This is a genomic window from Streptomyces sp. NPDC001351 (assembly GCF_042896045.1).
Lineage (GTDB): Bacteria > Actinomycetota > Actinomycetes > Streptomycetales > Streptomycetaceae > Streptomyces.
In genome coordinates this window covers 98,645-121,746 of sequence record NZ_JBIAWS010000003.1, presented here as the reverse complement: position 1 = coordinate 121,746, position 23,102 = coordinate 98,645, and the positions used below count along the sequence as shown (strand labels likewise).

Genomic DNA, 23,102 nt, shown 5'->3' with positions numbered 1-23,102 from the left:
TCATGCCTCGCTCTGCGCGCCGGACCGGGAGCGGGCCGCGATGGAGGAAGCGGTGAAGTTGACCGCCAGGGTGAGCAGGAACAGCGCAAGGCCCGCCGCCATGAGCGCCGACATGCCGAAGGCGGAGGCGTCGCCGTAGTGCAGGGCGATGAGCGAGGAGACCGAGTTCGAACCGGTCTGCAGGATGTGCGGCTGGATCACGAAGACCGGCGAGATGATCAGGTACACGGCGATGGTCTCGCCCAGCGCCCGCCCGAGCCCGAGCATCGTGCCGCCGATCATGCCGCCCTTGGCGTACGGCAGGACGACCGCGCGGATCATGCCCCAACGGGTCGCGCCCAGCGCGTACGCCCCCTCGCGCTCGCCCGCGGGCGCCTGCGCGAACACCTCGCGCATCACCGAGCACTGGATCGGCGCCACCATCAGCGCGACGACGATTCCGGCGACGAAGGCCGACGCGGTGTACACGCTCTCGGAGGCGAGCGGTTCTCCCGGCTGAGTGCCGTCCACCGTGAACAGCGGTATCCAGCCAAACCAGTCCGACAGCCACCGCGACAGGCCGATGACGTGCTGCTGGAGGAAGAACAGCCCCCACAGCCCGTACACCACCGAGGGCACCGCCGCCATCAGGTCGACCAACGTGACCAACGTGCGACGCAGGCTGCGCGGTGCCACATCGGAGATGAAGAGAGCGGTCCCGACGGCCAGTGGCACCGAGATCGTGACGGCGACGGCGGCGATCAGCACGGTACCGGTCAGCACGGCCGCGATGCCGAAGTGGTGCACGTCCGGCTGCCATTGGGCGGTGGTGAGAAAGGAGGGCCCGGTGGCACGCAGCGCCTGGGCGGCCCTCAACAGGAGGAAGAGTCCGACGGCCGCCATGATGCCGAGGACGACGACCCCGGTGGCCGTCAACTGGAAGCGGAAGACCCGGTCTCCGAACCCGCGGGCCGTGTGCGGCCTGCGCGGTACGGGTCTGTCGGACTCCGGTCTACCGGACTCCGATCCGTCGGACCCCGTTCTGCCGGAGTCCTCCTGAGCGGACAGCACGTGCGCCTCCAGAGGGAAACGAATGGCCCCGCACGGCTCCGAGCGGGCGCCGTGCGGTGAGAGTCAATGGCCGAATCCTGTCGCTGCGAGGCGTGAAATGTGGATGATCAGTGAACGGTTCATGTCACTTCGGTGGGGCTGCTGTGGAAATCGCCGCACGGAGGACGCGATATGCGTCGCGAAAGGGTCAGTCGCGCGAGTTGCCGAACAGGATCCGGTAGGCGATGAGTAGGACCAGGGAGCCGCCGATGGCCGCGCCCCAGGTGTAGAGGTCGAAGAAGTTCTTCTCCACCGGGCGGTGGAGGAAGCGCGCCGAGAGCCAGCCGCCGACGAAGGCACCCGCGATGCCGATGAGGGTGGTGCCGATCAGGCCGCCCGGGTCGCGGCCGGGCAGCAGGATCTTCGCGATCGCTCCGGCGAGCAGGCCGAGGATGATCCAGCTGATGATGCCCAAGGTGTTGTCCTCCAGTCGGGTCGGGCCGGGCGGGGTCCGCCGAGTGCCCGATGCTGTGCGTTGCTTGGTTGCGCAAGACTAGGAACAGTCGCGGTGCGTTGACGAGACTCTGCCGGCCGGTGCAGATGAGCCGTTGAGGTTCTGTCACCTGATCAAGACATTTGCGCAAGCCGGCAAGTGAAGGGCTAGAGTCGAGCTGACCAGGAAAACCGCGGAAAGCGGAAGAGGCAACTGCGGAGGACGTGCATGAGTGTGTCCCTGACCAAGGGCGGCAACGTGTCGCTGGGCAAGCAGGCCCCGGGCCTGACTGCGGTCACGGTCGGGCTGGGCTGGCAGGCGAACACCGGCTACGACCTGGATGCCAGCGCACTGCTGTGCGACCAGTCCGGGAAGGTGCTCTCCGACCGGCACTTCGTCTTCTTCAACAATCTGACCAGCCCCGACGGTTCGGTCCGCCACTCCGGTGGCGGCAGCCCGGCCGGCGGGGACGACCAGCAGATCCAGGTCGACCTCGCCCTGGTCCCGGACCACGTCACGAAGATCGTGTTCCTTGTCTCCCTCTATGAGGCCGCCTCCCGAGGCCAGAGCTTCGGACAGGTGCACCGTGCCCACGTCCGTGTCCTCGACCGGGAAGCGGGCACCGAACTGGCCCGCTACGACCTCGCCTCCGGCAGCCTGTCGAAGGAAACCGCCCTGGTTTTCGGCGAGTTGTACCGGCACGGGGCGGAGTGGAAGTTCCGCGCGGTGGGCCAGGGGTACGCCTCGGGACTGGCCGGCATTGCTACCGACTACGGCGTGGACGTCCTGCGCGACACGCCTCCGAGCCCGGCCCCGAGTGCCTCGGCCCCGAGTGCCTCGGCGCCGGCCAGCACTCCTGCGTACGTGCCGCCCGCGCCCCCCACTCCGACCGTAGTCTCCCCGCCGCCACCGGCGTTCGCCCCCACCCCGCAACCCACCGGGAGTTCCCCCGTGACGTGTTTCTTCGACCCCAACCACGGCCCCGGCACGACGACCGTGACCTGGTCCCCGCAGTGGGGCGTGCCCCGGCCGATCCAGACGTGCGGCGGCTGCGCGCAGCGCGTACAGAGCGCGCCGCCGCCGTTCTACACGCCGCCCCAGCAGGGCTACCCGCAGCCCGCGCCGCAGGGCTATCCCCAGCAGGGATACGGGCAGCCGTACGGGGACCACCACGACCACCAGCAGCAGGGCGGCGGCCGCCGCTTCGGCGCCGGAGCGCTCATCGGCGCCGGTGCGGCCGGTCTGGTCGGCGGAGCGCTGCTGAACGAGGCGTTCGACGACGACGAACCGGACGTGATCGTCAACAACTACTACGAGGAATGACCGGCGGACTGCGGCCTGCCCGGCCTCCGACGGGAACGGCCGGGCCTCCGGTGCCGCCGGCACACCGGGGCCGTACGCCTACACTGGGTGCGCGCGTGTGCGGGCGCTGTGACGAGAGTGGGGCGGGAGACGACTGTGGCGCAGAACGTCGGTGGCTATGAGGATCCGTCCGCCGAGCTCCTGGCGGAGGCGGCCGCGGCGTTCGGACTGCTCGCCTCCTCGGCCCGGCTGCACATCATGTGGGCGCTGTCCCAGGGCGAGAGCGACGTCACGCATCTCGCCGACCGGGTCGGCGGCGCGCTGCCCGCGGTCAGCCAGCACCTGGCGAAGCTGAAGCTCGCCGGGCTCGTCCGCGCCCGACGTGACGGCCGTCGGCAGGTCTACTACGTCGACGACCCCGACGTCGTGACCGTGGTCCGCGTGATGGTCCGGCAGCTGACCGCCCGTACGCGCGAGCCCGCCGCACCGGTGCGCCGACTGCACGCGGCAGGTGCCTGAGACCGCCGCGGCCGTTACGGCGGCGCTGAGCCGGACCTTGCTGCGGAACGGACACGGCGGCGCCTCACGCAGTACTTGATGCGCCTGTTGTTGAAGGGTGCCGGCCGACGGGGCGGGGCGCGAGAGGGGGCGAGACATGTCCGAGTCACAGGCGCCGAAGCGCTGGCGGTGGCTCCCCGTGGTGGTCTTCGCCGTGGCGCTGTACGTCATTGTGCGCGTGGCCGGCACCCCACAGGGCGACCCGCAACCCCGGACACGAGCATCCGTCTCGGCTCCGGCCGCGCCAGCGGCTCCCTCGACGTCGGCGGCGACGGCCTCCTCGTACGACCCGGCCGACTACGCCTCCCAGGTTCGCACCCGGGCTCGACAGACGGGCGTCAGCGCCCAGTTGCTGATGGCGATCCTCTACAACGAGTCGTACAAGCCCCACGACCCGTCCCTCGAGCGGGCCTGGCAGAAGTACAAGCCGGACGCCGCCTTCGGGATCGCGAACATGCACCGCGCCACCTTCGACGAGGTCAGGAAGGGCCGGGACTTCGCCGACCGACGGTGGGAGGAACTGCCCGACGACCGGGACCTCGCGATCGAGGCCGAAGCCTGGTACCTGCACGACCTGGCGGCCCGACTGCCCGCTACCTGGCACGGCGCGTACACCAGGAACGAGCTGCTGGCCCTCGGCTACAACACGGGCGCGGGCAACATGCTCGCCTTCGCACGCGGCGCGACCCCGGGGAGTCAGGCGCAGTGCTACCTGGACAAGTTGAACGCCAACTGGGCCAAGGCGGGAAGCGCTGTCGGAGCCGGCTGAAGCCGCGAGGGACACCGGTGCAGACGGCGGCCGTCGCCCGATCTTCCCGATATGAGCCGGGTTAATTGCAGCATTGCGCAATAATAGAAGTGATCGGGGTCGAGCCCGGTGTCGGGGGAGGAGTGCGTGCATGCCGCGCGGGGAGATTCAGCGAGTGCGGGCTGCGCATCTGCGGCCGGCCGCCGCCCTGGCCGAGGTCGAAGGGCTCTGTGCGGCTTTGTTGAGGGCGAGTTCTTCCCGGCGGCGCCGACGGCTGCGGGCGGAACTGGCGCATGCTGCCGGCCGTCTCGCCGCACTGGCCGCCGGCGCCGCGTGGATCAACCGGTATCAGGGCGGCAAGAGCTGAGGGCACGGGTCTGCCGTACCCCGCCGTGCACGTCCGTCCGTAGCCCGATGGCCCCGCCTGCCGGGCCCGACTGTTCATGGGAGTGGAAGATGAGTGACCGGTGGGACGGCCAGGGCGGTCGGGCCACGCGCAGCCGCACCGGCCCGGTGCCCGGGCAGCGCAGGTCCGGTCCGGACGGGGTGCGCCCACCGGGCGAACCGGAGGCCTCCCGCGCGCCCGGCCGTACGGACTCGCGGCGCCGGGTCCGGCTGACGGGCCGCGGCAGGCGGGTGCTGAAGATCGCCACGATCTGCCTGTCCGTCCTCATCCTGGCCACCGCGGGCGCCGGCTGGTGGTTCTACCAGCATCTGAACGGCAACATCAACAGCGTCTCGCTCGACGGCAAGGGCGGCACCGAGAAGGCGGACGCCTTCGGCCGCACCCCGATCAACATCCTGGTGATGGGCTCCGACGGCCGCACCAGCGCGGTGGACTGCAGGCTCGGCGGCGGCTGTTCGAAGACCGGGGTGCAGACCGGCCACGGGAACGCGGACGTGCAGATGGTGGTGCACGTCTCCGCGGACCGCTCCAACGCCACCGTGATGAGCATCCCCCGGGACACCATGACCCACGTCCCGGCCTGCAGGGACAGCGCGACCGGCCAGTCCACGGTCGGCTACTACGGCCAGATCAACAGTGCGCTCCAGTACGGCCCCGCGTGTCAGGTGGCCACCGTGCACCAGCTCACCGGCATCCCCATCGACCACTTCGTCGAGCTCGACTTCTCCGGCGTGGTCAAGATGTCCGACGCGGTCGGCGGTGTCGACGTCTGCGTCAGCGACAACGTCTACGACACCTACTCGCACCTGAAGCTGTCCAGGGGCACCCACACCCTGAAGGGCGTCGCGGCCCTGGAGTTCGTCCGCTCCCGGCACGGCTTCGGGGACGGCAGCGACCTCGGCCGTACCGTTTCCCAGCACATCTTCCTGAGTGCGCTGATCCGCAACTTCAAGAGCGCGGGCACACTCACCGACCCCACCAAGGTCTACGACCTCGCGGACGCCGCCACCAAGGCGCTGACTGTCGACGACGGCCTCGGCAGCGTCAAGAAGCTGATCTCGCTCGCGGCCGACGTGGACAAGGTCCCCGCCAAGCGGATGACCTTCACCACCATGCAGACCGCTCCCGACCCGGCCAACAGCGACCATGTAGTGGTGGGCGCGGGCGCCAGGAGCCTGTTCTCCACCATCGCGGGCGACCAGTCGCTGACCACCGGCGCCGGCAGGAAGTCCGCGGCGGCCTCCGCGACGGCGAAAGCCACCGCGACCGCCTCGGCCGTGCCCGCGTCGCAGATCGCCGTGACGGTGGAGAACGGGACAACGATCACCGGCCGAGCCTCGACGATCGCTACGGCCCTGACCGACCAGGGCTTCAGCTCCGACACGACCACGGCGAACGCGCCGAGTGCCGCGACCACCACCACGCTGACCTACGGCACGGGCCAGAAGGCCGAGGCCCAGACGGTCGCGAAGGCGCTGGGGCTGGCCTCCTCCCGCCTGCAGCAGGGCAACGGCACGCGCCTGACCCTGGTCATCGGCAGCGACTGGCCGAGCGGTCACAGCTACCCGGGCGGCACCTCCTCGACCACGCCCGCCGACACCCAGGCCGCGGTCTCCCACGCGCACGCCTCCACCGCCGACCAGGCCAAGACCTGTGCCGAGGTCAGCCCCTACAAGACCGTGCAGATCAACGGCGTGCCGATGACCCCGGCGCAGGCGTACGCGGCTGCCGCCGCCAAGCCCGACTCCGACGCGTGAAGCAGGCGGGCGCCGTTGCGCCCGCCGCCACGCGCGAGAGTTGACATCGGCCGCCGGCTACTGGCGTGTGCCGCAACCCGGGCAGAAGGCCGCCCCGTTCGGTACGACGCCGGAGCAGGAGGCGCACTGGTTGGCCTGGGCGAGGTGGTAGCCGCAGCCGGAGCAGAAGGCGGCTCCATGGGCCTCGGTACGGCACTGAGGACAGACCAACTGCCGGGGCGCGGACGGGTCGTAGGTCTGCCCCGCCACCTGCCCCGCGGCGTAGGACCGCTGCGAGGCCATGTCGTTCAGACCACGCTGCTGGGCCGCCATGGCCTCGGCCGCGGTGTCGGGGGCACAATTCAGGCACAGTCCCTGCGCGGCGTTCCAGCAGCGTCCGCAGACGTAATGGGTGCAGCGGGCGCAGCGGTTGAAGTGCCCCTGCGCATTGCTGATCGCCCGCTGGAAGGCGTGGTCGCGGGCCTGTCCCCAGCCGGCCCCCGCAAGCCCGTCGGCCGCCGACGTCACGCCCCTGCCCGTGTTGCCGAGCAGGCTCCAGGCGACGTCGGCCCCTTTCTGGAGCCAGCTGGCGGCCCGCTCGCCGACGTATGCCTCGAAGGGCGACCGCCAGGTGTCGTAGCAGCGGGAGCAGGAGAACTCGAACTGGAAGCCGGCCCCGGTGCCGTTGCGTTCACACAGGTCACGGTAGTTGTTGCTGAAGTAGATCTCGCTGCTCATGTGGTCCCCCCACAGGTCGGGCCGTCGGCACACTGCCGTACGACGCAGGCGGAAGAGTACTGGTTCTCGATGGCCGGAAAGTCACCCCGTCGCCCCTGCGCCCGGCATGAGTACGCCAAGGGCATCGACTGCCTTGTCGCTGGGGCAAGTTGGAGCACGGGGCCTGCGAGAGCACCGCTGCGGAGCCCGCCGCGCCGATCTCCGCGAGCCCGGTCCATCAGGGGCTGGCTATGTCGAAGCCGTACCGCAGAGGTTCGCTCGTGACGCCGTAGTCGCGGCGGTAGAGGTACACCGCTTCCGCGCGCAGGCCCTGCGGTCCGGCTTCCACCTGGCACGGATACGTCACTTGGATCACACGCGGCCGGTCGGAGACCTTCATCCGCAGTCCGTCCGCAGGCCCTCCGCTGAGCACCGCGGTCTCCCATCCCGTTACGCCGATCGTTTCCACAGCCGTCAGTTTAAGGCTTGCGCAAGTCGACATATGTCGCCGCGCCCCCTGGTGCCGCATCCTCCCGCGGCATCTCGTCGGCCGCTTCGCGCACCGCTTCGGCGACCTGCGTCAGTTCCGCCCTCGGGTCGAGGGCGCCGCGGATCTCGTCGAGCCCGAAGCCGTCGCCCAGGCCTTCGCCGTCGCCGTGGAGGACGTGCTTGCGTACGAACGTCCTCGGGTGCAGGTCCTCGAACTCGAAGTCCTTGAACTCCGGCCCCAGTTCGGAGCGGATCTCGTCCTTGGCGCTCTCGGAGAGCTCCCGCACCTTGCGCAGGAACCCGGTCACGTTCTGGATGATCTCCGGGAGTCTGTCCGGACCGAACAGCAGGACGGCGAGGACAGCCAGCGTGACCAGTTCCATCGGGCCCACATCGGAGAACATCAGGCACCCTTCGCCTTCGCCGGGCCGGCCCGCCCGGCGCGGGACCCTGTGGCGTCGATACTTTAGTGCTTGCGCAAGCATGGGAACCGTCGCGGTGGTGTCGGCGTTGAAGCCCAGTGACGGGGAAAACAGTCCGCAGTCGGGAGGAAGAGCCGTGGGAGTAAGCCTGGGCAAGGGCGGCAACGTGTCGCTGAGCAAGGAGGCGCCGGGCCTGAGCGCGGTGCTGGTCGGTCTGGGCTGGGACGTACGGACGACGACGGGCGCCGACTACGACCTGGACGCCTCCGCGCTGCTGCTCGACGCGTCGGGCAAGGTCGCCTCCGACCAGCACTTCGTCTTCTACAACAACCTCACCAGCCCCGACCGTTCGGTCGAGCACACCGGCGACAACCTCACCGGTGAGGGCGAGGGCGACGACGAGTCCATCAAGGTCGACCTCGCCGCCGTACCGTCCGAGATCGAACGGATCGTCTTCCCGGTCTCCATCCACGAAGCGGAGTCGCGCGGCCAGAGCTTCGGGCAGGTGCGCAACGCTTTCATCCGCGTGGTCAACCAGGCGGGCGGCCAGGAGATCGCCCGCTACGACCTCTCCGAGGACGCCTCGTCGGAGACGGCCATGGTCTTCGGGGAGCTGTACCGGTACGGCGGCGAGTGGAAGTTCCGCGCGGTGGGCCAGGGCTACGCGTCGGGCCTGCGAGGCATCGCGGCCGACTTCGGGGTCAACGTCTGACCGCCGCCCTCGGTCGCCGAGGCAGGTCAGGGCTGCCGATGGCTCCTGGACAGACCGGGCTGCCGTTGGCGCGTCTTCGCCGTCACCGGCCGCTCGGCGGGATCACCGTCACCGTGGTCGCGGCCGTGGTGTGCGTGCCGCCGGTGCAGAGTGCGACAGAGGGCCGGCGGGCGGGTGGTCAGGGCCCGGGCCATCCGGTCTCACCGGCCTCGCGGGCTTCGGACAGCGTCGTGCTCGGCCTCGGCGACGGTGTCCGCCGGCGACGAGACCGGTGCGCAGCACACGTACTCGGGAACGCGAGAAGCGGCTGCCGCCGACGGCGCTGCGGCGCTTGCAGAGCCGGAAAGCCTCTGGCCCTGGCCGTATGTGCTCTGAGGTGGCGCTCGCGGGTGCGGGATCGCGCCGCGGTCGACCGCGGTTGACCGGTCTTGAGGGCACGCCATGGGCACGCTGTCGGGCGGTAGCCGGGGTCAGGGCACGGCGATGCCGTCGAGCTTGCCGGCCTTGGCGTCGGAGACCAGGTGGGAGAACTGGTCAGCGCTCATCTGCACACGCTGGCCGAAGTCGTCGGTCAGGATGATTCGCTGTTCGGCGGGGGCGCTCGGGTCGACGAACAGTTGGGGACAGCCGCAGTCGCAGTTGCCGCAGAAGGTCGCCACGGGCTCCAGTCCGTTGGTCTCGGGCATGCTGCTCCACCTCCGTGAATATGGGGTCGCGGCGCGTCGGTGTCCGAAACCGCCGGCCGCAGGGACTGTCCGAGGGATACCCGGCGCGACGTGGCCGGACGCGCGTCCCCAGCCCGGGCGGGTGCGCGGTCGATGGCCGGTGCGTGCTCGTGCTTCTCCCGCGCTTCCGTTGCCCCGATATCGCCGGGATGGCCGGGAACTGAACGACACGCGGCTCCGACTGGTAGGGAGGAGGCTGGTTTTCCTGGCAGTTCTGCGTTCACCGTGCTGTGCGCGCTGCTCGCCGCGGCGGGACATGTGCCGGCCGACATCGGCTCCGGCCCGTGTCGAAGGACGCGGGCCGGAGCCGATGACACAGGGATGTGAGGTGGGTGGTCAGTCCGCGGATCGGACGGTGGGCATGGCGAGTGCGACTGGTCCGGTGCCGGCGCCGCTCTTGCAGGAGTCGTGGCAGTCCTTCTCCAGGCTGCAGCACAGGGAGCAGATGGCCCCGGAGTGGAAGGAGCAGTTGGCCACGTCGGGCCGCTCGAAGTCGGTGGTGCACACGGCGCAGGTGAGAGTGACCGCCGACGGCAGGCCGTCGGCGCCGAGCAGTGGCTCCTCCAGGTCGTCGACACGGGCGATGTAGTACTTGCCCTTGGTCAGCACCGCGAAGAGCGGCGAGAGCACCATGGCCAGGAACAGCGCGATGAACGGGGAGTACGCCTTGCCGTAGTCGCCGAAGGCGTTGAAGTACGCGGCGATGGAGACGGCCGAGGCGATGAGCATCGAACCGAAGCCGACAGGGTTGAAGTTGTAGAGGTGGGCGCGCTTGAACTCGATGTACGAGGGGCTGAGCTTCAGCGGCTTGTTGATGACGAGGTCGGCGACGACCGCGCCGATCCAGGCGATGGCGACGTTGGAGTAGAAGCCGAGCACCGTGTTGAGGAAGCCGAACACGCCGCCCTCCATCAGGGCCAGGGCGATTCCGACGTTGAGGAAGATGTAGACGACGCGGCCGGGGTGACGGTGGGTCAGCCGGGAGAAGAAGTTCGACCAGGACAGCGAACCCGAGTACGCGTTCGTCGAGTTGATCTTTATCTGGGAGAGGATCACGAAGAACGTGGCCAGGCCCAGAGCCACGGGCGCGGCGAAGGTCTTGAAGCCGTGCACGTACTGCTGGATGGGCTCGTTGGCCTTGGACAGGCCCACACTGCCGGCGATGTAGAAGGCGAGGAAGGCGCCGCCGATCTGCTTGGCCGCGCCGAGCACCACCCAGCCCGGCCCGGCCGAGAGCACCGCGCCCCACCACTTCTTGCTGTTCTCGGGCGTCTTGTCGGGCATGAACCGCAGGTAGTCGACCTGCTCACCGATCTGCGCGATCAGGGACAGGGCCACGCCGGCGCCCGCGCCGACGCCGAGCATGCTGATGCTGGAGCCGGTGGGGGAGTTGCCGGCGAAGTGCGTGAACTGCGAGAACCTGCCCGGCTCCTGGATCGCGATGGACACGAACGGCGCGACCATCAGCACCAGCCAGACCGGCTGCGTCCACACCTGCATCTTGGACAGCGCCGTCATGCCGTAGATGACCAGCGGCAGGATGATGAGGGAGCAGATCAAGTAGCCGACAGCGAGCGGGATGTGCAGCCCCAACTCCAGCGCCTGCGCCATGATCGAGCCTTCGAGGGCGAAGAAGATGAAGGTGAAGCTGGCGTAGATGACCGAGGTGAGCGTGGACCCGAGGTAGCCGAAGCCCGCGCCCCGGGTCAACAGGTCCATGTCGATGGAGTACTTGGCCGAGTAGTACGAGATCGGGATGCCGGTCAGGAAGATGACCACTGCCGCGGCGAGGATGGCCACCATGGCGCTGGAGAAGCCGTTGGAGATGGCGATGGAGCCGCCGATGGCGAAGTCGGCGAGGTAAGCGATGCCGCCCAGGGCCGTGGTTGCCACCACGTAGGGGGTCCAACGGCGGAAGGACTTCGGCGCGTAGCGCAGCGAGTAGTCCTCCAACGTGTCGTTCTGTGCCCAGTTGTTGTACGTCCGTCCGCCCGCACTCGCCGGTGGCGCTTCTTTGTCGACGATCTCCGTCACAACTCTTCCCTCTTCTGGACGCAGGGCCACGACCCGGATGACCCGGGTGTTTTCAGGGAAGAGTCAGGTCCTTCTGTTTCCCAGGTGTTTCACGTCCTTTAAAAGGGAGTTCTTTAACGAGCCCTTTATGTGACGCGCGTAGAAGATAGGGCATCCGGAATGGGGGAAGGCTGGTCAGGGTGTCTGGATGTGCCCTCTGAGCTGGTCACTTTCCTGCTTTCCAGGGCTACTGGTGAGCGTTCTGTGAGGATTCCGGGTGCAATTCTCTGTCGGGCGGCCGCGTGGGTGGCGGCTGTTTACGGAGGCAGGGCGAATTGCGCGATTGCGTACGATCCGGCGGGGGCATGGATGGCAACCTGCCTCGCTTGATACTTCCCGTAGAAAGTATTTCTGCGGCAGGGTATTGTCAACGGCCACACGGGACAGCGGCCTGAGAGGTGCGCTGACCAGCCCCAACCGGAGGGCAAGGGGTCAGAGTTGGGCGACGATGTGGAAGTCGAAGGCGTCCGCCCGTGCCAGATACAACCGTTGGGCGAGATGGTTGCCGTCCAGCCGCAGTACGCCCCGCGGGCCCTCGTAGGACACGGTGTCCGCGACGGCGCACATCGCCCCGACATCCAGCGACCGCGTCCGCTCCGCCAGCGCCGCCAGCAGCCGTACCCCTTCGAAGCAGGACTCGCCGAGGCTCCCCACGACGGGTGCCTGCACCCCGAACCGGGCCGCGTAACGGGCGCTGAAGTCCAGGCTCTCCGCGGTCGCGAGCGTCTCGAAGAACCCGGCCGCCGCCCAGAGCCCGTCGGTGGCCTCGGCACCGGTGGCCAGCAGGATGTTCTCGTCCATGTGGGTGCTCAGGCGCAGACTCCGCTGGTGAAGACCGTATGCGGCGAACGCCCGGTTGAAGCGGGCCGCGTCGTCCCCGATCAGCAGCATCAGCACCGCGTCGGCCTCGCTCCGCTCGATCCGGCGCAGCACCGGCCCGAACTCGTGCGTCCCCAGCGGCACGAAGACCTCGTCCCGCACCCGGCCACCACAGGCTCGGGCATACCGGCGCGCGGCACGAGCGGTCACCCGCGGCCACACATAGTCGTTGCCCACCGTGCACCAACGTCGCGCCCCGGTCGCCTCGGCCAACAGCCGCATCGCCGGGAGCAGTTGGGCGGCGTCGGTCTCGCCGGTCAGGAAGACTCCGGGGGTGCGCTCGCCGCCCTCGTACTGGGCGGTGTAGACGTACGGCACCCGGCCCGCGATCCGCGGCAGCAGTGCCTGGCGGACCGCCGAGGTGTGCCAGCCCAGCACTCCGTCGACGGCGCCCAGCGACACCAGTGCCTCGACCTCGGCAGCCACCTGCTCGGGCGATCCGCCGCCGTCCACCGTGACGAGCCGGACCTCCCGGGCCAGCACGCCGCCCGCGGCGTTGAGCTCTTCCACGGCCAGTTGCGCGGCCAGTTCGCACGACGGGCCGAAGACCCCCGCCGGCCCTTGCAACGGCACGACCAGAGCCACAACCAGCGCCGTGCTCGAGTCGCCGCTCCCTGTGGACGGCACCGGATGCACAGATCACCTCCGTGAGGGCATGGGGCGCGCGGATCCCGGTCCGGGCCCCGGCGCCCTCGCAGAGGCTCGTAATCTGCCCAGACAGTAGACCTAGTGGAAGGACACCGGCAATGCCGTCCGAATCCTCCTCGCCGGACCTTGCCCACCTGCTCAGCCATGCCGAGCGACGCCTCGTGCAGCGCTTGGCGGGGGTGCTGGCGCAGGAGGGCTGCTCGGTGGAGGAGTGGCGTGTCCTGGCGGCCGTCGCCGACGGGCAAGGCCATCCGATGACCGGGATCGCCGAGCAGGTCCTGATGCCGGCGCCCAGTCTGACCAAGCTGGTCGACCGCATGGTCGCCGGCAACCTGGTCTACCGTCGCCCCGACCCCGAGGACCGCCGCCGCGTCCTGCTCCATCTGACCGCGCGAGGCCGCATCCTCCACGACCGTGCCGCCCGTCGCGTCCACTCCGACCAGACCCGGCTCCTCGACGCCGTGGGCGACCAGGGAGAACTCGCCCGACTGCTGTCTGTCCTCACGGCGACGGTGGACGGGCTGCCCGCGGCAGTGTCAAGTCACCCGCAGGGTTGAGTGTTCTCCCCCGCCGGCGCGGAAACTCGCGTGCGCAGAGGGGGAGTGCAGCCGGCGTACGGGCGGGATGACGGGGGCCCAGGAAGGCAGCGATGCCTCTGCCTTCGGGCGTGGACCCGACGAGCTCGACCGCCTTCTCCTCGTCCTCGTCCCAGCGCGGGCGCAGAAAACGTCGCCGTACACGGAGAGCAGGGCGGAGGCGTAGGTCCGCCCATGAAGATGCGGATTCCCATCAGGCGGCCACCGCCCAGGCCACCGCTGCGAAGGTGGCTGTGCCTGCTGGTGGTACCAGTCCTGCCGGTCTCGTCGTCGGCCCCGCCATCACCAGCCGCCCCACGCCAGCAACGGGCCGAGTGTGCGGCTGATCGACTTGCAGAACCCGTAACTGCCGTACGCCCGCTGGCGGCCCGCTCGACATCGCCATGGGACTGCTCGGTCTGCTGGTCTCGATCGCTCGCCTGCCCGACCCGCCCTTCCTCGCCCCGACCGGCGCGCCGGCCGCGGCCCTCGCGGTCGGCGTGGTGCTCCTCCCGGTTTGGGGCCGGGTGGCCGGGCTCGGCACCGCCGCAACCGGTGCCGTCGTGTCGGTGCTCGCCGTCGGCGCCGCCATGGATCAGCAGGGCAGGTCGAGCGTGACGGTGGCTCCCTGCCCGGTGTTCTCGGCGTGTGCGGTTCCGCCGTGGGCGGTGGCCACCGCCTGTACGAAGGCGAGGCCCAGGCCGGAGCCCTCGCCGGTGCGGCTCGCTTCGGCTCGTGCGAAGCGGTCGAAGGCCCGGGGGAGGAAATCGGGTGCGAAGCCGGGGCCCCCGTCTGTGACACACAGTCGAAGCCTGCCGTCCTCGACGGCAGCTGTGACACGGGCGGCCCCGTGACCGTGGCGCAGGGCATTGTCGACGAGGTTGCCGATGGCCGGCCGCAGCCAGCGGGCGTCCACGTCGACGGTCACGCGGGCAGCGTCGACGATCAGGGCGCGTCCGGCCCGCTCGGCGGTGCGCCGGTGCGCGGCGACAGCGGTGTCGAGCAGGTCGGCGAGGCATACGGGCAGTGGGGCGATGTGCCCGGTGCTGCCGAGTTCCTCCAGGTCGAGGAGGGCGTTGGAGAGGTCGATCAGCCGTTGGACCTCGGTGTCCACGGAGCGCAGGGTGTCGGTGAGTTCCCCGGCCGAGCGGGGGCGGTGCAGGGCGACGTCGAGTTCGGCGCGCATCAAGGTCAGCGGGGTGCGCAGTTCGTGGCTGGCGTCCGCGACGAACCGGCGTTGGCGTTCCGCGGAGGCATCGAGGCGGTCGAGCATGTGGTTGAGGGTGTGGCCGAGGCGGGTGATCTCGTCGTCGTGGTCCGCGGGCACCTCCAGGCGCGTGTTCTGGACGCCGTCGGCGAGGGTGGCTGCCGCGGTGCGGTAGCGCTCGACGGGGCGCAGAGCGGCGCGGGCGGTGCGGTAGCCGACGTACGAGGCCGCTATCAGCGTCAGGCCGGACGCGATCGCCAGCTGGGCGAGGAGTTCACGCAGCGCCTCGTCGCGGTGGCCGCGCCGCACGGCGGCGACCACGATCCGGGTCTGTCCGCCCGCCGTGACGTGCCTGGCCTGCAGCCGCAGGGTGTCCGAGGTGATCGGGAGCAGGGAGCCGACATCCCGCCGGACGGTGGCGCCGTGTGTGACGGCGTCCATCTCGGCGGCGGTGAGCAGCAGTTCGTGGCGGAGGGCGTCGCTGGAGCGCAGGACGCGGCCTTGTCCGTCGAGGACCTGTTGGAGGCTGCCGCTGGGTCCGGGCGGGAGCTTGGTTCCGGCGCGCACCGCCTGGTCCAGGCTGCGCTGGTAGGTGGTGAGGTCGTCGTTCAGCTGCCGGTCCAGGGCGGTCTCGACCCGCCAGTAGACCAGTCCGGCAGCCCCGGTGAGCACCAGGGACATGGTGACGGCGACGGCCAGCACGAGTCGCGTGACCACGGGCAGCCGCCGGAACCAGGATCCGAGCCGGTGACGCAGCTTCACGGGGCGGTCTCCAGGCGGTAGCCACGTCCGCGCAGGGTCGTGATCGTCGTACGGTCGAAGGCGCGGTCGACCTTGGCGCGCACCTTGGAGACGTGGACGTCGATGGCGTTGCTGCGCAGGTCGGCCTCGCCGTCCCAGACCTCGTCGAGCAGCTGGAGGCGGGTCACCACCCGGCCGGCGTTCTCCATGAGCACTCTCAGGACATCGAACTCGCGCCGGGAGAGTTCGAGTTCGGTCTCCGCCCGCCAGGCCCGCTGCTGCTCGGGGTCCAGGGCGAGGTCGCCGACCTGAAGGCGGGCGGAGCACTCGGGGCGGCGTCGGGAGATGGCCCGCAGCCGGGCCAGCAGCTCCTCCATGGCGAACGGCTTGACCAGGTAGTCGTCGGCGCCGGCGTCGAGACCGGCGACCCGCTCGCTGATCGCGCCGCGGGCGGTCAGCAGGACGACGGGGACGTCGATGCCCTCGGTGCGCAGCGCCCGGCACACCTCGACGCCGTCCATCCCCGGCAGCATGACGTCGAGAACCACGGCGTCCACGCGCGGGTCACGGGCGGCGGCCAGGCCGGAGGGGCCGTCGTAGTGCCCCTCCGCGGTGTGACCGGACTCGGTGAGGTAGCGGACGACCAGGTCCGTGAGGCGCGTCTCGTCGTCGACGACCAGGCAGTGCATGCCGGTCAGGCTAGCCGCCCGGGGCACCGGCTCCGGGCGCCGGAAGGCTTCATGGTCTGTTCATGTGACATCCCTACCGTCGTTCAGGTCGCGGTGCACCGCGGACCGCGACCGGTCCGCCGTCCGACGTGCCGGGACGGAAGGGACAGTCATGCACGCACTGATGCTCGCCGCCAAGGGCATCACCAGCCACATCGCGCCCATGGACCTGATGACCCGCGGCGGTCTCGACGTCATCGCGCTGCTGATCCTGGTCGGCCGGCTCTACCGGCGCCGGCCCAGCGTACCGGCGATGCCCCTGGTGCTGGCCGCGCTCAACACCGGCCTGTTCGCGGCGATGAGCACGATCAGCGCCGGCAAGTTCCCGGCCGGGGTCGGCTTCGGCCTCTTCGGCATCCTCTCCCTGGTCCGTCTGCGCAGCGCGGCCTTCACCCTGCGCGACGTCGCCTACACCTTCGTCACCCTGGTCATCGCCCTGTGCACAGGGCTTCCGCACCGGCAGATGTGGCTGGTGGCCGTACTGGACGCCGTGGTGCTGCTGGCGGTGCTGCTGGTGGACGCCCCGAAGGCCTACGAGCCGCCGACCCGTACGGTCAGGCTCACCCTCGACCGGATCTACCCGGAGCCCGCGCTCATCGCCCACGACGTGGCGCTCCGCTTCGGTCGGGCCCCGCTGTCCGTGGACGTCGACGAGGTCGACTATGTCCGTGAGACCACCCGGGTCTCCGCCCGTTATCCCGTTCAGCCCGGTGAGGCCGTCGCGGCCCCGGACGCCGATCCGCGCGAGCAGGTGACGGCGTCATGACTTCCGCGCCCTCCGTCGCCGCCGGTCTGGGCCTTTCCGCGTTGCGCGGCGCGACGCTGGCCGAGGTCGACGCGGTTGCGGCCCTGCAGCATCGCATCGACCGCAAGTACCTCGTCCCGCTCGACCGGGCACGCGACCTCGTCGCCCGGCTCGCCGGCACTCACCACGTTCTCGACCTGGCCGGCCGTCGTACGACGAACTACCTCAGCGCCTACTTCGACACCGAGCAGCTCGGTGCCTGGCGCGCGCATGTCCAGGGCCGGCGCAGGCGCTGGAAGGTCCGCACCCGCCTGTACGCGGAGGACGGGCTGTGCCGGGTCGAGGTGAAGACCAAGGACGGCCGCGGCGCCACGGTCAAGCACGCCCTCACCATCCCGGCCGCCGCGTACGGCCATCTCGGCGCCCAGGCGGCCGAGTTCGTCGACGAGACGCTGGCCGGGGCCGGCATCCCGGTCGCGGCCAAGGAGCTGGCACCCGCCGCCGAGATCCGCTACGTCCGCGCCGCCCTCGCCGACCTGGACCGCGGCACCCGCGTCACCCTCGACGGCGCCCTCACCTGCCATCACGGCGACCGCGCCGTCGCGCTCGACTCCGGCCACGTGCTCGTCGAGACCAAGGGCGGGGTCCGGCCGGCCCCGGCCGACCGCCTGCTGCTGGCCCTGGGCGGCAGGCCCGTCTCCCTCAGCAAGTACGTCGTCGCACAGTCCCTGCTCACCCCCGGCCTCCCCGACAACGACGTACGCCGCCTCGCCCGTGCCCACTTCACCAGCGCGGCCGGCACGGTACCGCTCTACGAAAGGACCTCCGCCGCATGAACGTCCTGCGCGGCATCACATGGCCGTACGCCCTGATCGCAGTGCTTGCCGTCGCGGCGGTCGCGGTCGGCGTGGTGCGACCGCAGCTGGTCTCGGCCGCCACCGGCGGCTCAGCGAAGAAGCCCGGCGCCACGGCACTGATCAAGCAGAACCCGCCGCCCCCACTCTTCACCGACGCCGACATCGCCACGATCGGCAAGCAGGCGACGGACCAGCGCAAGAAGGCCGACGCCCTCTTTGCGCACTGGAAGGCCGCACACGGCACCACCCGCGACGACAAGGCGTTCGCCGCCTGGGCCGCGCAACAGGTGCCCGCCCCGCCGTCGGCGAAGGAGCGCACCGCCGAACTCCGTCAGGACCAGCAGCTCGCGAAGACCCGCACGGCAGCGGGGAAGAAGGCCGCGACCTGGCTGGAGCTGTACGGCAAGAAGGACATCTGGAAGCTCTACCTCCACGACCAGCGCGAACTGATCCCCGCCGGGCAGGGCGCGGCGGAGAAGGCCGGGCTCAAGGCCGCGCTGAAACTGGCCAAGACCATCAGCGACCAGGTGGCGGCCAAGGACAAGCAGCCGGCCCCGTTCGTGGTGGACCCCACCCTGCGCCCCGAGAAGCACATCAAGCCCGGCGCCAAGGGCCCCTACTCCTACCCCTCCCGCCACGCCACCCGCTCCGCCGCGGCGGTCACCTTCCTCAGCGCCCTCTCCCCGCATCGCGCCCAGGAATACGAGTGGATGCGGGCCGAAGTCCTCTACTCCCGCCTGTACATGGCCGGCCACGTCGCCGGCGACCTGACCGCCGGCACGCTGCTCGGCGACCTGATCGGCGACTACGAGCTCACCGTCAGCGGACACTGACATCCGCGACACCTCGGCGCTCCGCCCGCCCCGCGACTCACCTGGGGCGGGCAGCAGCGGTTACGTGCTCAAGGTGCTCGCGCCTATTCGTCGGTGGCCGCGGTCATCTCGACGTCGATCACGCCGTCGTTCTGGAACAGTTCGGCGGTGAGTGGGCCGGCGTCGGTGGTGCCCTCCAGTTCGAGCAGGACGCGTGCGGCGGGGTCGGTTCGGCCGGGCAGGCGGTCGACCTTGACCTGGAGGATGCGGAAGCCGCGCCGGGTGCAGGTCTCCATGAGCTGGGGCAGCAGGGCGGTGCCCGTGCGGTAGGTCATGCGCAGTTCGAAGGTCGACGCGGTCGCGCCGGGTATCAGACGGTCGGCCAGCAGGGGATAGCCCCGTACGACGAGGAAGTGCAGGGCGGTGACGGCGCAGGCGAGGATGGGCAGGCCCCCGCCGCAGGCCATGCCGACCGCGCAGGTGAGCCAGATCGTTGCGGCGGTGGTCAGACCGCGGACGGCGTCCCGTCGTACGAAGATGAGGCCGCCGCCGATGAAGCCGATACCGGAGACGATCTGGGCCGCCACCCGGGAGGGGTCGAAGGAGACGTTGTCGAGGCCGAGGACGTTGGTGAAGCCGTGCTGGGAGACCTCCATCATCAGGGCGCTGGCGATGCCGACCAGAGTGTGGGTGCGCAGGCCCGCGCTTTTCTGCTGGGCCGCCCGTTCCCAGCCGATGAGGCTGGACAGCAGCAGGGCGAGGCCCAGTTCGGCCAGCTGACGCAGGCCCTGTCCGTTGTCCACGTCCCACAGCGGGACCGCCAGTCCGGTCACACGCACCTCCGTCCATCAAGGGCGTCTACCCCGAGGACGGAGACCAAGGCTGTGACCAGTCCGACAGGTCGGGGTCACGGGGCCGGAAGGCAGCACGTCGGCATGCTGCACCGGACATGTCTGATGATTCACACGGATGTGTCTCCGGCCTTGGTCCGAGCGGCCACCCACAGGGCGATCCGTGTGCGTGACCGCAAGCCCAGCTTGTCGCGCACCTTGTCCAGGTGAGTGGCGACCGTATGGACCGAAAGACCGAGACGCTCAGCGATCTGACGGTTGGTCAGGCCGTCGGCGACGAGCTCGGCCACCATGAACTCCCTTCCGGTGAGTGCCGATCGGCCGTCGACGACTTCCGTGGCGTGCGTCGCCGCTCGGTGATCGGTGCTCCTTGTCCGCAGGGCGTACGCGACAAGTCGATCCGGGGGCAGCCGGCGGCCGCCGCTGACGGCCGCGTCCCGAGCGGATGCCCGCAGCCGGGTGCTGATACGGGTCACCGTTCGTTCCACCTGGCGTCGCCAGGGAGCCTCGGAGACGGTGTCGAGTCGGCGGCGTGCCTGTGCGCTCGCCTCGTACAGCAGGAGGGCCCGTCGCGTGTCTCCGCTCTCGGCGGCCACGAGCGCCAGGCCCTCCACCGGGTAGAGGGCGTGAAAACTCGCTTCGGGGACGATCCGCAGCACCTCGCCGAACAGCGCCTCGGCGCTTTCCAGTTGCCCCAGGGCCAGCCGCACGGCGCCCGCCGTGTGCAGAGCGGCGGCGACCTGGTTCCACGGGGCGGTGCTTTTGAGCACGGGCAAGCAGCGGGACATGAGGGTGTCGGCCTCCGGCGCCCCGCCTGCTTGGAGCAGAGCCCAGGCCAGATGATGGGTGCACCACGCGGTGTCCCCGGGTCTGTCCAGCGTGCCGACGACCTCCAGACACTCCCGCAGATCGTCTACGGCCGCGTCGAATTCCCCGCGGCACAGCCGCGCCGCGGCCCGCGCGTCCAGGGCGTTGGCAAGTCCGGCGGGGTGAGCGCGCGTGCGCTCCACGGCCACCGCCTGCTCGCCGAGGCGCAGCGCCTGCGCCGGATCGGCCCGCTGGCAGGCCACGCGCGCGGCGAGTGCCGCTGGCGCCCCGCCGAGCTTCGGGACGCCGGTTTCCCGCAGCGGTCCGGTCAGTAACGCGCGGGCGGCGGACGGCTGTTCCTGCTCGTAGTGCACGCGCGCCAGTTCCAGCTCCAGCCGCAGGCGCGAGACACCGTCGTGACCGGTGGTGTCGGCCAGAGCCGCCGCGAGGTTGTCCCGTTCCTCGGCCAGCGGGCTGCCGGCCTGGTCGGGGAACACCTCGTCGCCGGCCCGGTCCGTCAGTCCGTTCAGCCACCCGAGGACCCGGTGCCTGGTGCCGTGCGACTCGCCGGATGCGAGCAGGCGCTCCAGAGCGTAGGCGCGGATGGTGCTCAGCTGTCTGAAACGTGCGGTCTCCGCATCCCCCGCCGCGTCTCCCGGGAGAGGTGCGATCAGGGACTTGGCCTCGAGGGCGCAGAGGACGCCGAGTATCCGCGACGGTGGGATGCCGTCGTCGGCGCAGACGGCCCGCGCCGCAGCCGTGTCGAAGCCGCCGACGAGGACCGCGAGGCGCCGGAAGACGGCCTGTTCGGCCGGGTCGAGCAGGCGGTGGCTCCAGTCGATCGCGGCGGCCAGCTCGCTGTGGCGCCCGGGGCCGGTCCTGTGTCCGCCCGACAGAAGGGACAGCTGGGACATCTGGTCGCCCAGTCCTGCCAGGATGTCGCGCGGCGGAAGCGTCCCGGCCCTGCGGGCCGCCAGTTCGACGGCGAGCGTGAGGCCGTCCAGTCTGCGGCAGATCTCGGCAACCGTCCGGCCGATTCCGCGATGCAGCGTGAACCCTGGTGAGCAGCTGGAGGCACGCTCGACGAACAGCCGGACGGCGTCGGCTCGTAGAAGCACGTCCGGGTCGTCTGAGGCGTCGGCCGGCGGCAGCGACAGCTCGCCGACGCGCAGCACGGTCTCCCCGGGCACCCGCAGGGCCTCCCGGCTGGTGGCGAGGATCCGTAACCGAGGGCAGTGACTCAGCAGGGTCGCGATCAGCCGGGCACACGCCTCGGCCAGGTGCTCGCAGTTGTCCAGGATCAGCAGCCGACGGGCGTCGCCGATCGCGTGGACCAGGACGTCGACACCGGATCGTCCGGCCCGTTCACCCACGGCCAGCGCGGCGGCGACGGACGGTGCGAGCGCGGCGCCGTCACGCAGCACGTCGAGTTCGACCAGGTCGACCCGACCGTGGCGGCCGGGCAGGCCTCTGGCGAACTCCAGCGCCAACCGTGTCTTGCCGACGCCGCCGGCACCGGTCAGCGTCAGGAGCCGCGACGTCCTCAGCAGTGCGCGCAGCCGTGACAGCTCGGCGCGCCGGCCCACGAAGGAGTCGAGGGCCCGGGGCAGGCCGCGGTCCTGAGCGGTGGCTGAGGAGGCAGCGCTCTGCGCGGGCGGTGACGCGGCTGTCCGCGCCCCGCTCGAATCCGGGCGCGCCGAGCGTTGCCGGAACGCCCGTTGTCTGCATGCGCCGGAGCAGTAGCGAGCCGGTCGACCACTGCGGGGGCGACCGGTCAGCGGCGCACCGCACGACTCGCATGTCATGCTCCGGTCATCCCCGCATTGCGGCCGCCCATGCCCGGATGCGAGGCTCACGTTCGTCGTCGACGTACTGGGATGTCCGACTGCGAGCGGCAGGCATGGGCGGTCGGTGGCACGGTCAGGGCACGGCGTCGGGATCGATGCCGAGCACAACGGTGCCGGTCACTCCCTTGCCGAGGTCGCTGCCGACCTGCGTGAGCGTCAGCAGAGTGGAGGACCCGCCGTTGCGGTAGATGCCGTCCCTGGCGTTGAGCGTCCGCGTGGCCGTGTTGTTCCGGTAGGGAGCCAAAGCGGCGACCCTGCTGTTGTACGTCTCCGGGAAGTAGAGCTGCCCGGTGTGGGAGACGTGGCCTCCCTGGTACTCACCGTTGGCGACGGTGCCGCCGACATGCGTCTTGACGTGGATGTGGAGGGCACGGCCGACGTACCAGCCGGGATAGATGGTGGTGAATTCGGCGACACCACCGGCGTCGGTCAGTTGCACACCGCGCAGGAACGTCGTGTCCGGGGTGGAGCCGCCGGCCACGTAGCCGGAGTAGACGCCGAGGGCGTCGCAGTGCCAGATGTCGACCGCCGTGCCGGGCAGCGCGGAGCAGGTCGCGGTGTCGATCACCTTGACGCGGAGGGTGAGGGGCACGCCGGACTTGCCCTCGGTGATGTTTTTGCGGACCGTCTCCAGGTCCAGGTAGTACGGCCCCTCGGTCTGCTCGGGCGTGAGAACGCAGTCGGCGGCCTGCCGGGCCGGGGCAGCGTCGTTCCGGGCTGCGGCCGAGGCCGCCTGCCCGGACGTGAGCCCCAGGGCGGCCGCTGAGAGGGTCGCACCGCCCAGCGCGGCGATGACGGTTCTGCGGCTCGCACCACCCGAGCCGCCGGTCGGCTCGGGTGCGCGCTCGCGTTCTGTGGAATGGGGGCGGGGGGTGTCAGTCATGCAGTGAGAATGGCGCGCGCGGAGGTGCGTGGGATCGATCGGATGACCGGTGAATCGGGCGTGTTACGAAACGCACGGCGCCCGCGTCCGCTCGGTGCCCGGCCGGATGCCG

The 23,102-nt window shown here is 70.5% G+C and carries 23 protein-coding genes; 10 read left to right on the top strand and 13 right to left on the bottom strand.

Features of this window, described 5'->3' with window-relative positions:
* Together pstC and ACFY1U_RS10910 are read right to left on the bottom strand one after the other, a co-directional pair.
* A complete protein-coding gene (pstC, locus tag ACFY1U_RS10915; protein ID WP_390693791.1) occupies nucleotides 1-1,050 on the bottom strand; it encodes a phosphate ABC transporter permease subunit PstC in 1,050 nt (349 codons plus the stop codon).
* Between the two features lie 187 nt (nucleotides 1,051-1,237).
* Nucleotides 1,238-1,504 (bottom strand): GlsB/YeaQ/YmgE family stress response membrane protein, encoded by a 267-nt coding sequence (locus tag ACFY1U_RS10910; RefSeq protein WP_390693790.1) that lies wholly within the window; start codon nucleotides 1,502-1,504, stop codon nucleotides 1,238-1,240.
* Nucleotides 1,505-1,750: 246 nt separating this feature from the next.
* On the opposite strand from ACFY1U_RS10910, the gene ACFY1U_RS10905 reads away from it, so the two are divergent.
* From ACFY1U_RS10905 to ACFY1U_RS10885, 5 genes are all read left to right on the top strand, one after another.
* Nucleotides 1,751-2,845, top strand: coding sequence for a TerD family protein (locus ACFY1U_RS10905; protein ID WP_390693789.1), 1,095 nt, complete (start codon nucleotides 1,751-1,753; stop codon nucleotides 2,843-2,845).
* 135 nt (nucleotides 2,846-2,980) lie between these two features.
* Entirely contained in the window at nucleotides 2,981-3,343 is a 363-nt protein-coding gene (locus tag ACFY1U_RS10900) for an ArsR/SmtB family transcription factor (protein ID WP_390693788.1), read from the top strand.
* Between the two features lie 136 nt (nucleotides 3,344-3,479).
* Complete coding sequence (locus tag ACFY1U_RS10895; protein ID WP_390693787.1) at nucleotides 3,480-4,151, top strand: transglycosylase SLT domain-containing protein; 672 nt, start codon at nucleotides 3,480-3,482, stop codon at nucleotides 4,149-4,151.
* 154 nt (nucleotides 4,152-4,305) lie between these two features.
* The gene (locus tag ACFY1U_RS10890; protein ID WP_390693786.1) at nucleotides 4,306-4,497 is read left to right on the top strand and encodes a hypothetical protein; all 192 of its coding nucleotides are present in this window, start codon (nucleotides 4,306-4,308) and stop codon (nucleotides 4,495-4,497) included.
* Between the two features lie 89 nt (nucleotides 4,498-4,586).
* Nucleotides 4,587-6,293, top strand: a complete 1,707-nt coding sequence (locus tag ACFY1U_RS10885) for an LCP family protein (protein WP_390693785.1) — start codon at nucleotides 4,587-4,589, stop codon at nucleotides 6,291-6,293.
* A gap of 57 nt (nucleotides 6,294-6,350) precedes the next feature.
* Here ACFY1U_RS10885 and ACFY1U_RS10880 read toward each other — a convergent pair whose 3' ends face one another.
* The 3 genes from ACFY1U_RS10880 to ACFY1U_RS10870 all read right to left on the bottom strand — a co-directional run bounded on the left by ACFY1U_RS10880 (nucleotide 6,351) and on the right by ACFY1U_RS10870 (nucleotide 7,882).
* The gene (locus ACFY1U_RS10880) at nucleotides 6,351-7,010 is read right to left on the bottom strand and encodes a zinc ribbon domain-containing protein (protein WP_390693784.1); all 660 of its coding nucleotides are present in this window, start codon (nucleotides 7,008-7,010) and stop codon (nucleotides 6,351-6,353) included.
* Nucleotides 7,011-7,227: 217 nt separating this feature from the next.
* Complete coding sequence (locus ACFY1U_RS10875) at nucleotides 7,228-7,458, bottom strand: hypothetical protein (protein ID WP_390693783.1); 231 nt, start codon at nucleotides 7,456-7,458, stop codon at nucleotides 7,228-7,230.
* 10 nt (nucleotides 7,459-7,468) lie between these two features.
* Nucleotides 7,469-7,882, bottom strand: a complete 414-nt coding sequence (locus ACFY1U_RS10870) for a sec-independent translocase (protein WP_390693782.1) — start codon at nucleotides 7,880-7,882, stop codon at nucleotides 7,469-7,471.
* 154 nt (nucleotides 7,883-8,036) lie between these two features.
* On the opposite strand from ACFY1U_RS10870, the gene ACFY1U_RS10865 reads away from it, so the two are divergent.
* Nucleotides 8,037-8,612 (top strand): TerD family protein, encoded by a 576-nt coding sequence (locus ACFY1U_RS10865; protein WP_390693781.1) that lies wholly within the window; start codon nucleotides 8,037-8,039, stop codon nucleotides 8,610-8,612.
* 470 nt (nucleotides 8,613-9,082) lie between these two features.
* On the opposite strand, the gene ACFY1U_RS10860 is transcribed toward ACFY1U_RS10865, so the two are convergent.
* From ACFY1U_RS10860 to ACFY1U_RS10850, 3 genes are all read right to left on the bottom strand, one after another.
* The gene (locus ACFY1U_RS10860; protein ID WP_390693780.1) at nucleotides 9,083-9,298 is read right to left on the bottom strand and encodes a hypothetical protein; all 216 of its coding nucleotides are present in this window, start codon (nucleotides 9,296-9,298) and stop codon (nucleotides 9,083-9,085) included.
* Nucleotides 9,299-9,673: 375 nt separating this feature from the next.
* Entirely contained in the window at nucleotides 9,674-11,371 is a 1,698-nt protein-coding gene (locus ACFY1U_RS10855; RefSeq protein WP_390693779.1) for a purine-cytosine permease family protein, read from the bottom strand.
* Nucleotides 11,372-11,842: 471 nt separating this feature from the next.
* Nucleotides 11,843-12,925, bottom strand: a complete 1,083-nt coding sequence (locus tag ACFY1U_RS10850) for a substrate-binding domain-containing protein (RefSeq protein WP_390693778.1) — start codon at nucleotides 12,923-12,925, stop codon at nucleotides 11,843-11,845.
* Nucleotides 12,926-13,035: 110 nt separating this feature from the next.
* Here ACFY1U_RS10850 and ACFY1U_RS10845 point away from each other — a divergent pair, with 110 nt between their 5' ends.
* Nucleotides 13,036-13,494, top strand: a complete 459-nt coding sequence (locus tag ACFY1U_RS10845) for a MarR family winged helix-turn-helix transcriptional regulator (RefSeq protein WP_390693777.1) — start codon at nucleotides 13,036-13,038, stop codon at nucleotides 13,492-13,494.
* A gap of 613 nt (nucleotides 13,495-14,107) precedes the next feature.
* Here ACFY1U_RS10845 and ACFY1U_RS10840 read toward each other — a convergent pair.
* Together ACFY1U_RS10840 and ACFY1U_RS10835 are read right to left on the bottom strand one after the other, a co-directional pair.
* Nucleotides 14,108-15,481, bottom strand: a complete 1,374-nt coding sequence (locus tag ACFY1U_RS10840; RefSeq protein ID WP_390693776.1) for an ATP-binding protein — start codon at nucleotides 15,479-15,481, stop codon at nucleotides 14,108-14,110.
* A complete protein-coding gene (locus ACFY1U_RS10835) occupies nucleotides 15,478-16,149 on the bottom strand; it encodes a response regulator transcription factor (RefSeq protein WP_390693775.1) in 672 nt (223 codons plus the stop codon). Before ACFY1U_RS10835 ends, ACFY1U_RS10840 begins: the two co-directional genes overlap by 4 nt.
* A gap of 151 nt (nucleotides 16,150-16,300) precedes the next feature.
* Here ACFY1U_RS10835 and ACFY1U_RS10830 point away from each other — a divergent pair, with 151 nt between their 5' ends.
* The 3 genes from ACFY1U_RS10830 to ACFY1U_RS10820 are packed head-to-tail and all read left to right on the top strand — an operon-like array spanning nucleotide 16,301 to nucleotide 18,623.
* The gene (locus tag ACFY1U_RS10830) at nucleotides 16,301-16,954 is read left to right on the top strand and encodes a DUF4956 domain-containing protein (protein ID WP_390693774.1); all 654 of its coding nucleotides are present in this window, start codon (nucleotides 16,301-16,303) and stop codon (nucleotides 16,952-16,954) included.
* Entirely contained in the window at nucleotides 16,951-17,769 is an 819-nt protein-coding gene (locus ACFY1U_RS10825) for a polyphosphate polymerase domain-containing protein (RefSeq protein WP_390693773.1), read from the top strand. Before ACFY1U_RS10830 ends, ACFY1U_RS10825 begins: the two co-directional genes overlap by 4 nt.
* The gene (locus ACFY1U_RS10820; protein ID WP_390693772.1) at nucleotides 17,766-18,623 is read left to right on the top strand and encodes a phosphatase PAP2 family protein; all 858 of its coding nucleotides are present in this window, start codon (nucleotides 17,766-17,768) and stop codon (nucleotides 18,621-18,623) included. The genes ACFY1U_RS10825 and ACFY1U_RS10820 overlap by 4 nt, the downstream gene beginning before the upstream one ends.
* 83 nt (nucleotides 18,624-18,706) lie before the next feature.
* On the opposite strand, the gene ACFY1U_RS10815 is transcribed toward ACFY1U_RS10820, so the two are convergent.
* The 3 genes from ACFY1U_RS10815 to ACFY1U_RS10805 form a co-directional block, all read right to left on the bottom strand.
* Complete coding sequence (locus ACFY1U_RS10815; RefSeq protein ID WP_390693771.1) at nucleotides 18,707-19,435, bottom strand: MgtC/SapB family protein; 729 nt, start codon at nucleotides 19,433-19,435, stop codon at nucleotides 18,707-18,709.
* A 128-nt stretch (nucleotides 19,436-19,563) separates the two neighbouring features.
* Nucleotides 19,564-21,846 carry an ATP-binding protein gene (locus ACFY1U_RS10810; protein WP_390693770.1) on the bottom strand — a complete coding sequence of 761 codons (2,283 nt, stop codon included), beginning with the start codon at nucleotides 21,844-21,846 and terminating at the stop codon, nucleotides 19,564-19,566.
* A 334-nt stretch (nucleotides 21,847-22,180) separates the two neighbouring features.
* Nucleotides 22,181-22,990 (bottom strand): intradiol ring-cleavage dioxygenase, encoded by an 810-nt coding sequence (locus tag ACFY1U_RS10805; RefSeq protein ID WP_390693769.1) that lies wholly within the window; start codon nucleotides 22,988-22,990, stop codon nucleotides 22,181-22,183.
* Nucleotides 22,991-23,102: the final 112 nt, after the last annotated feature.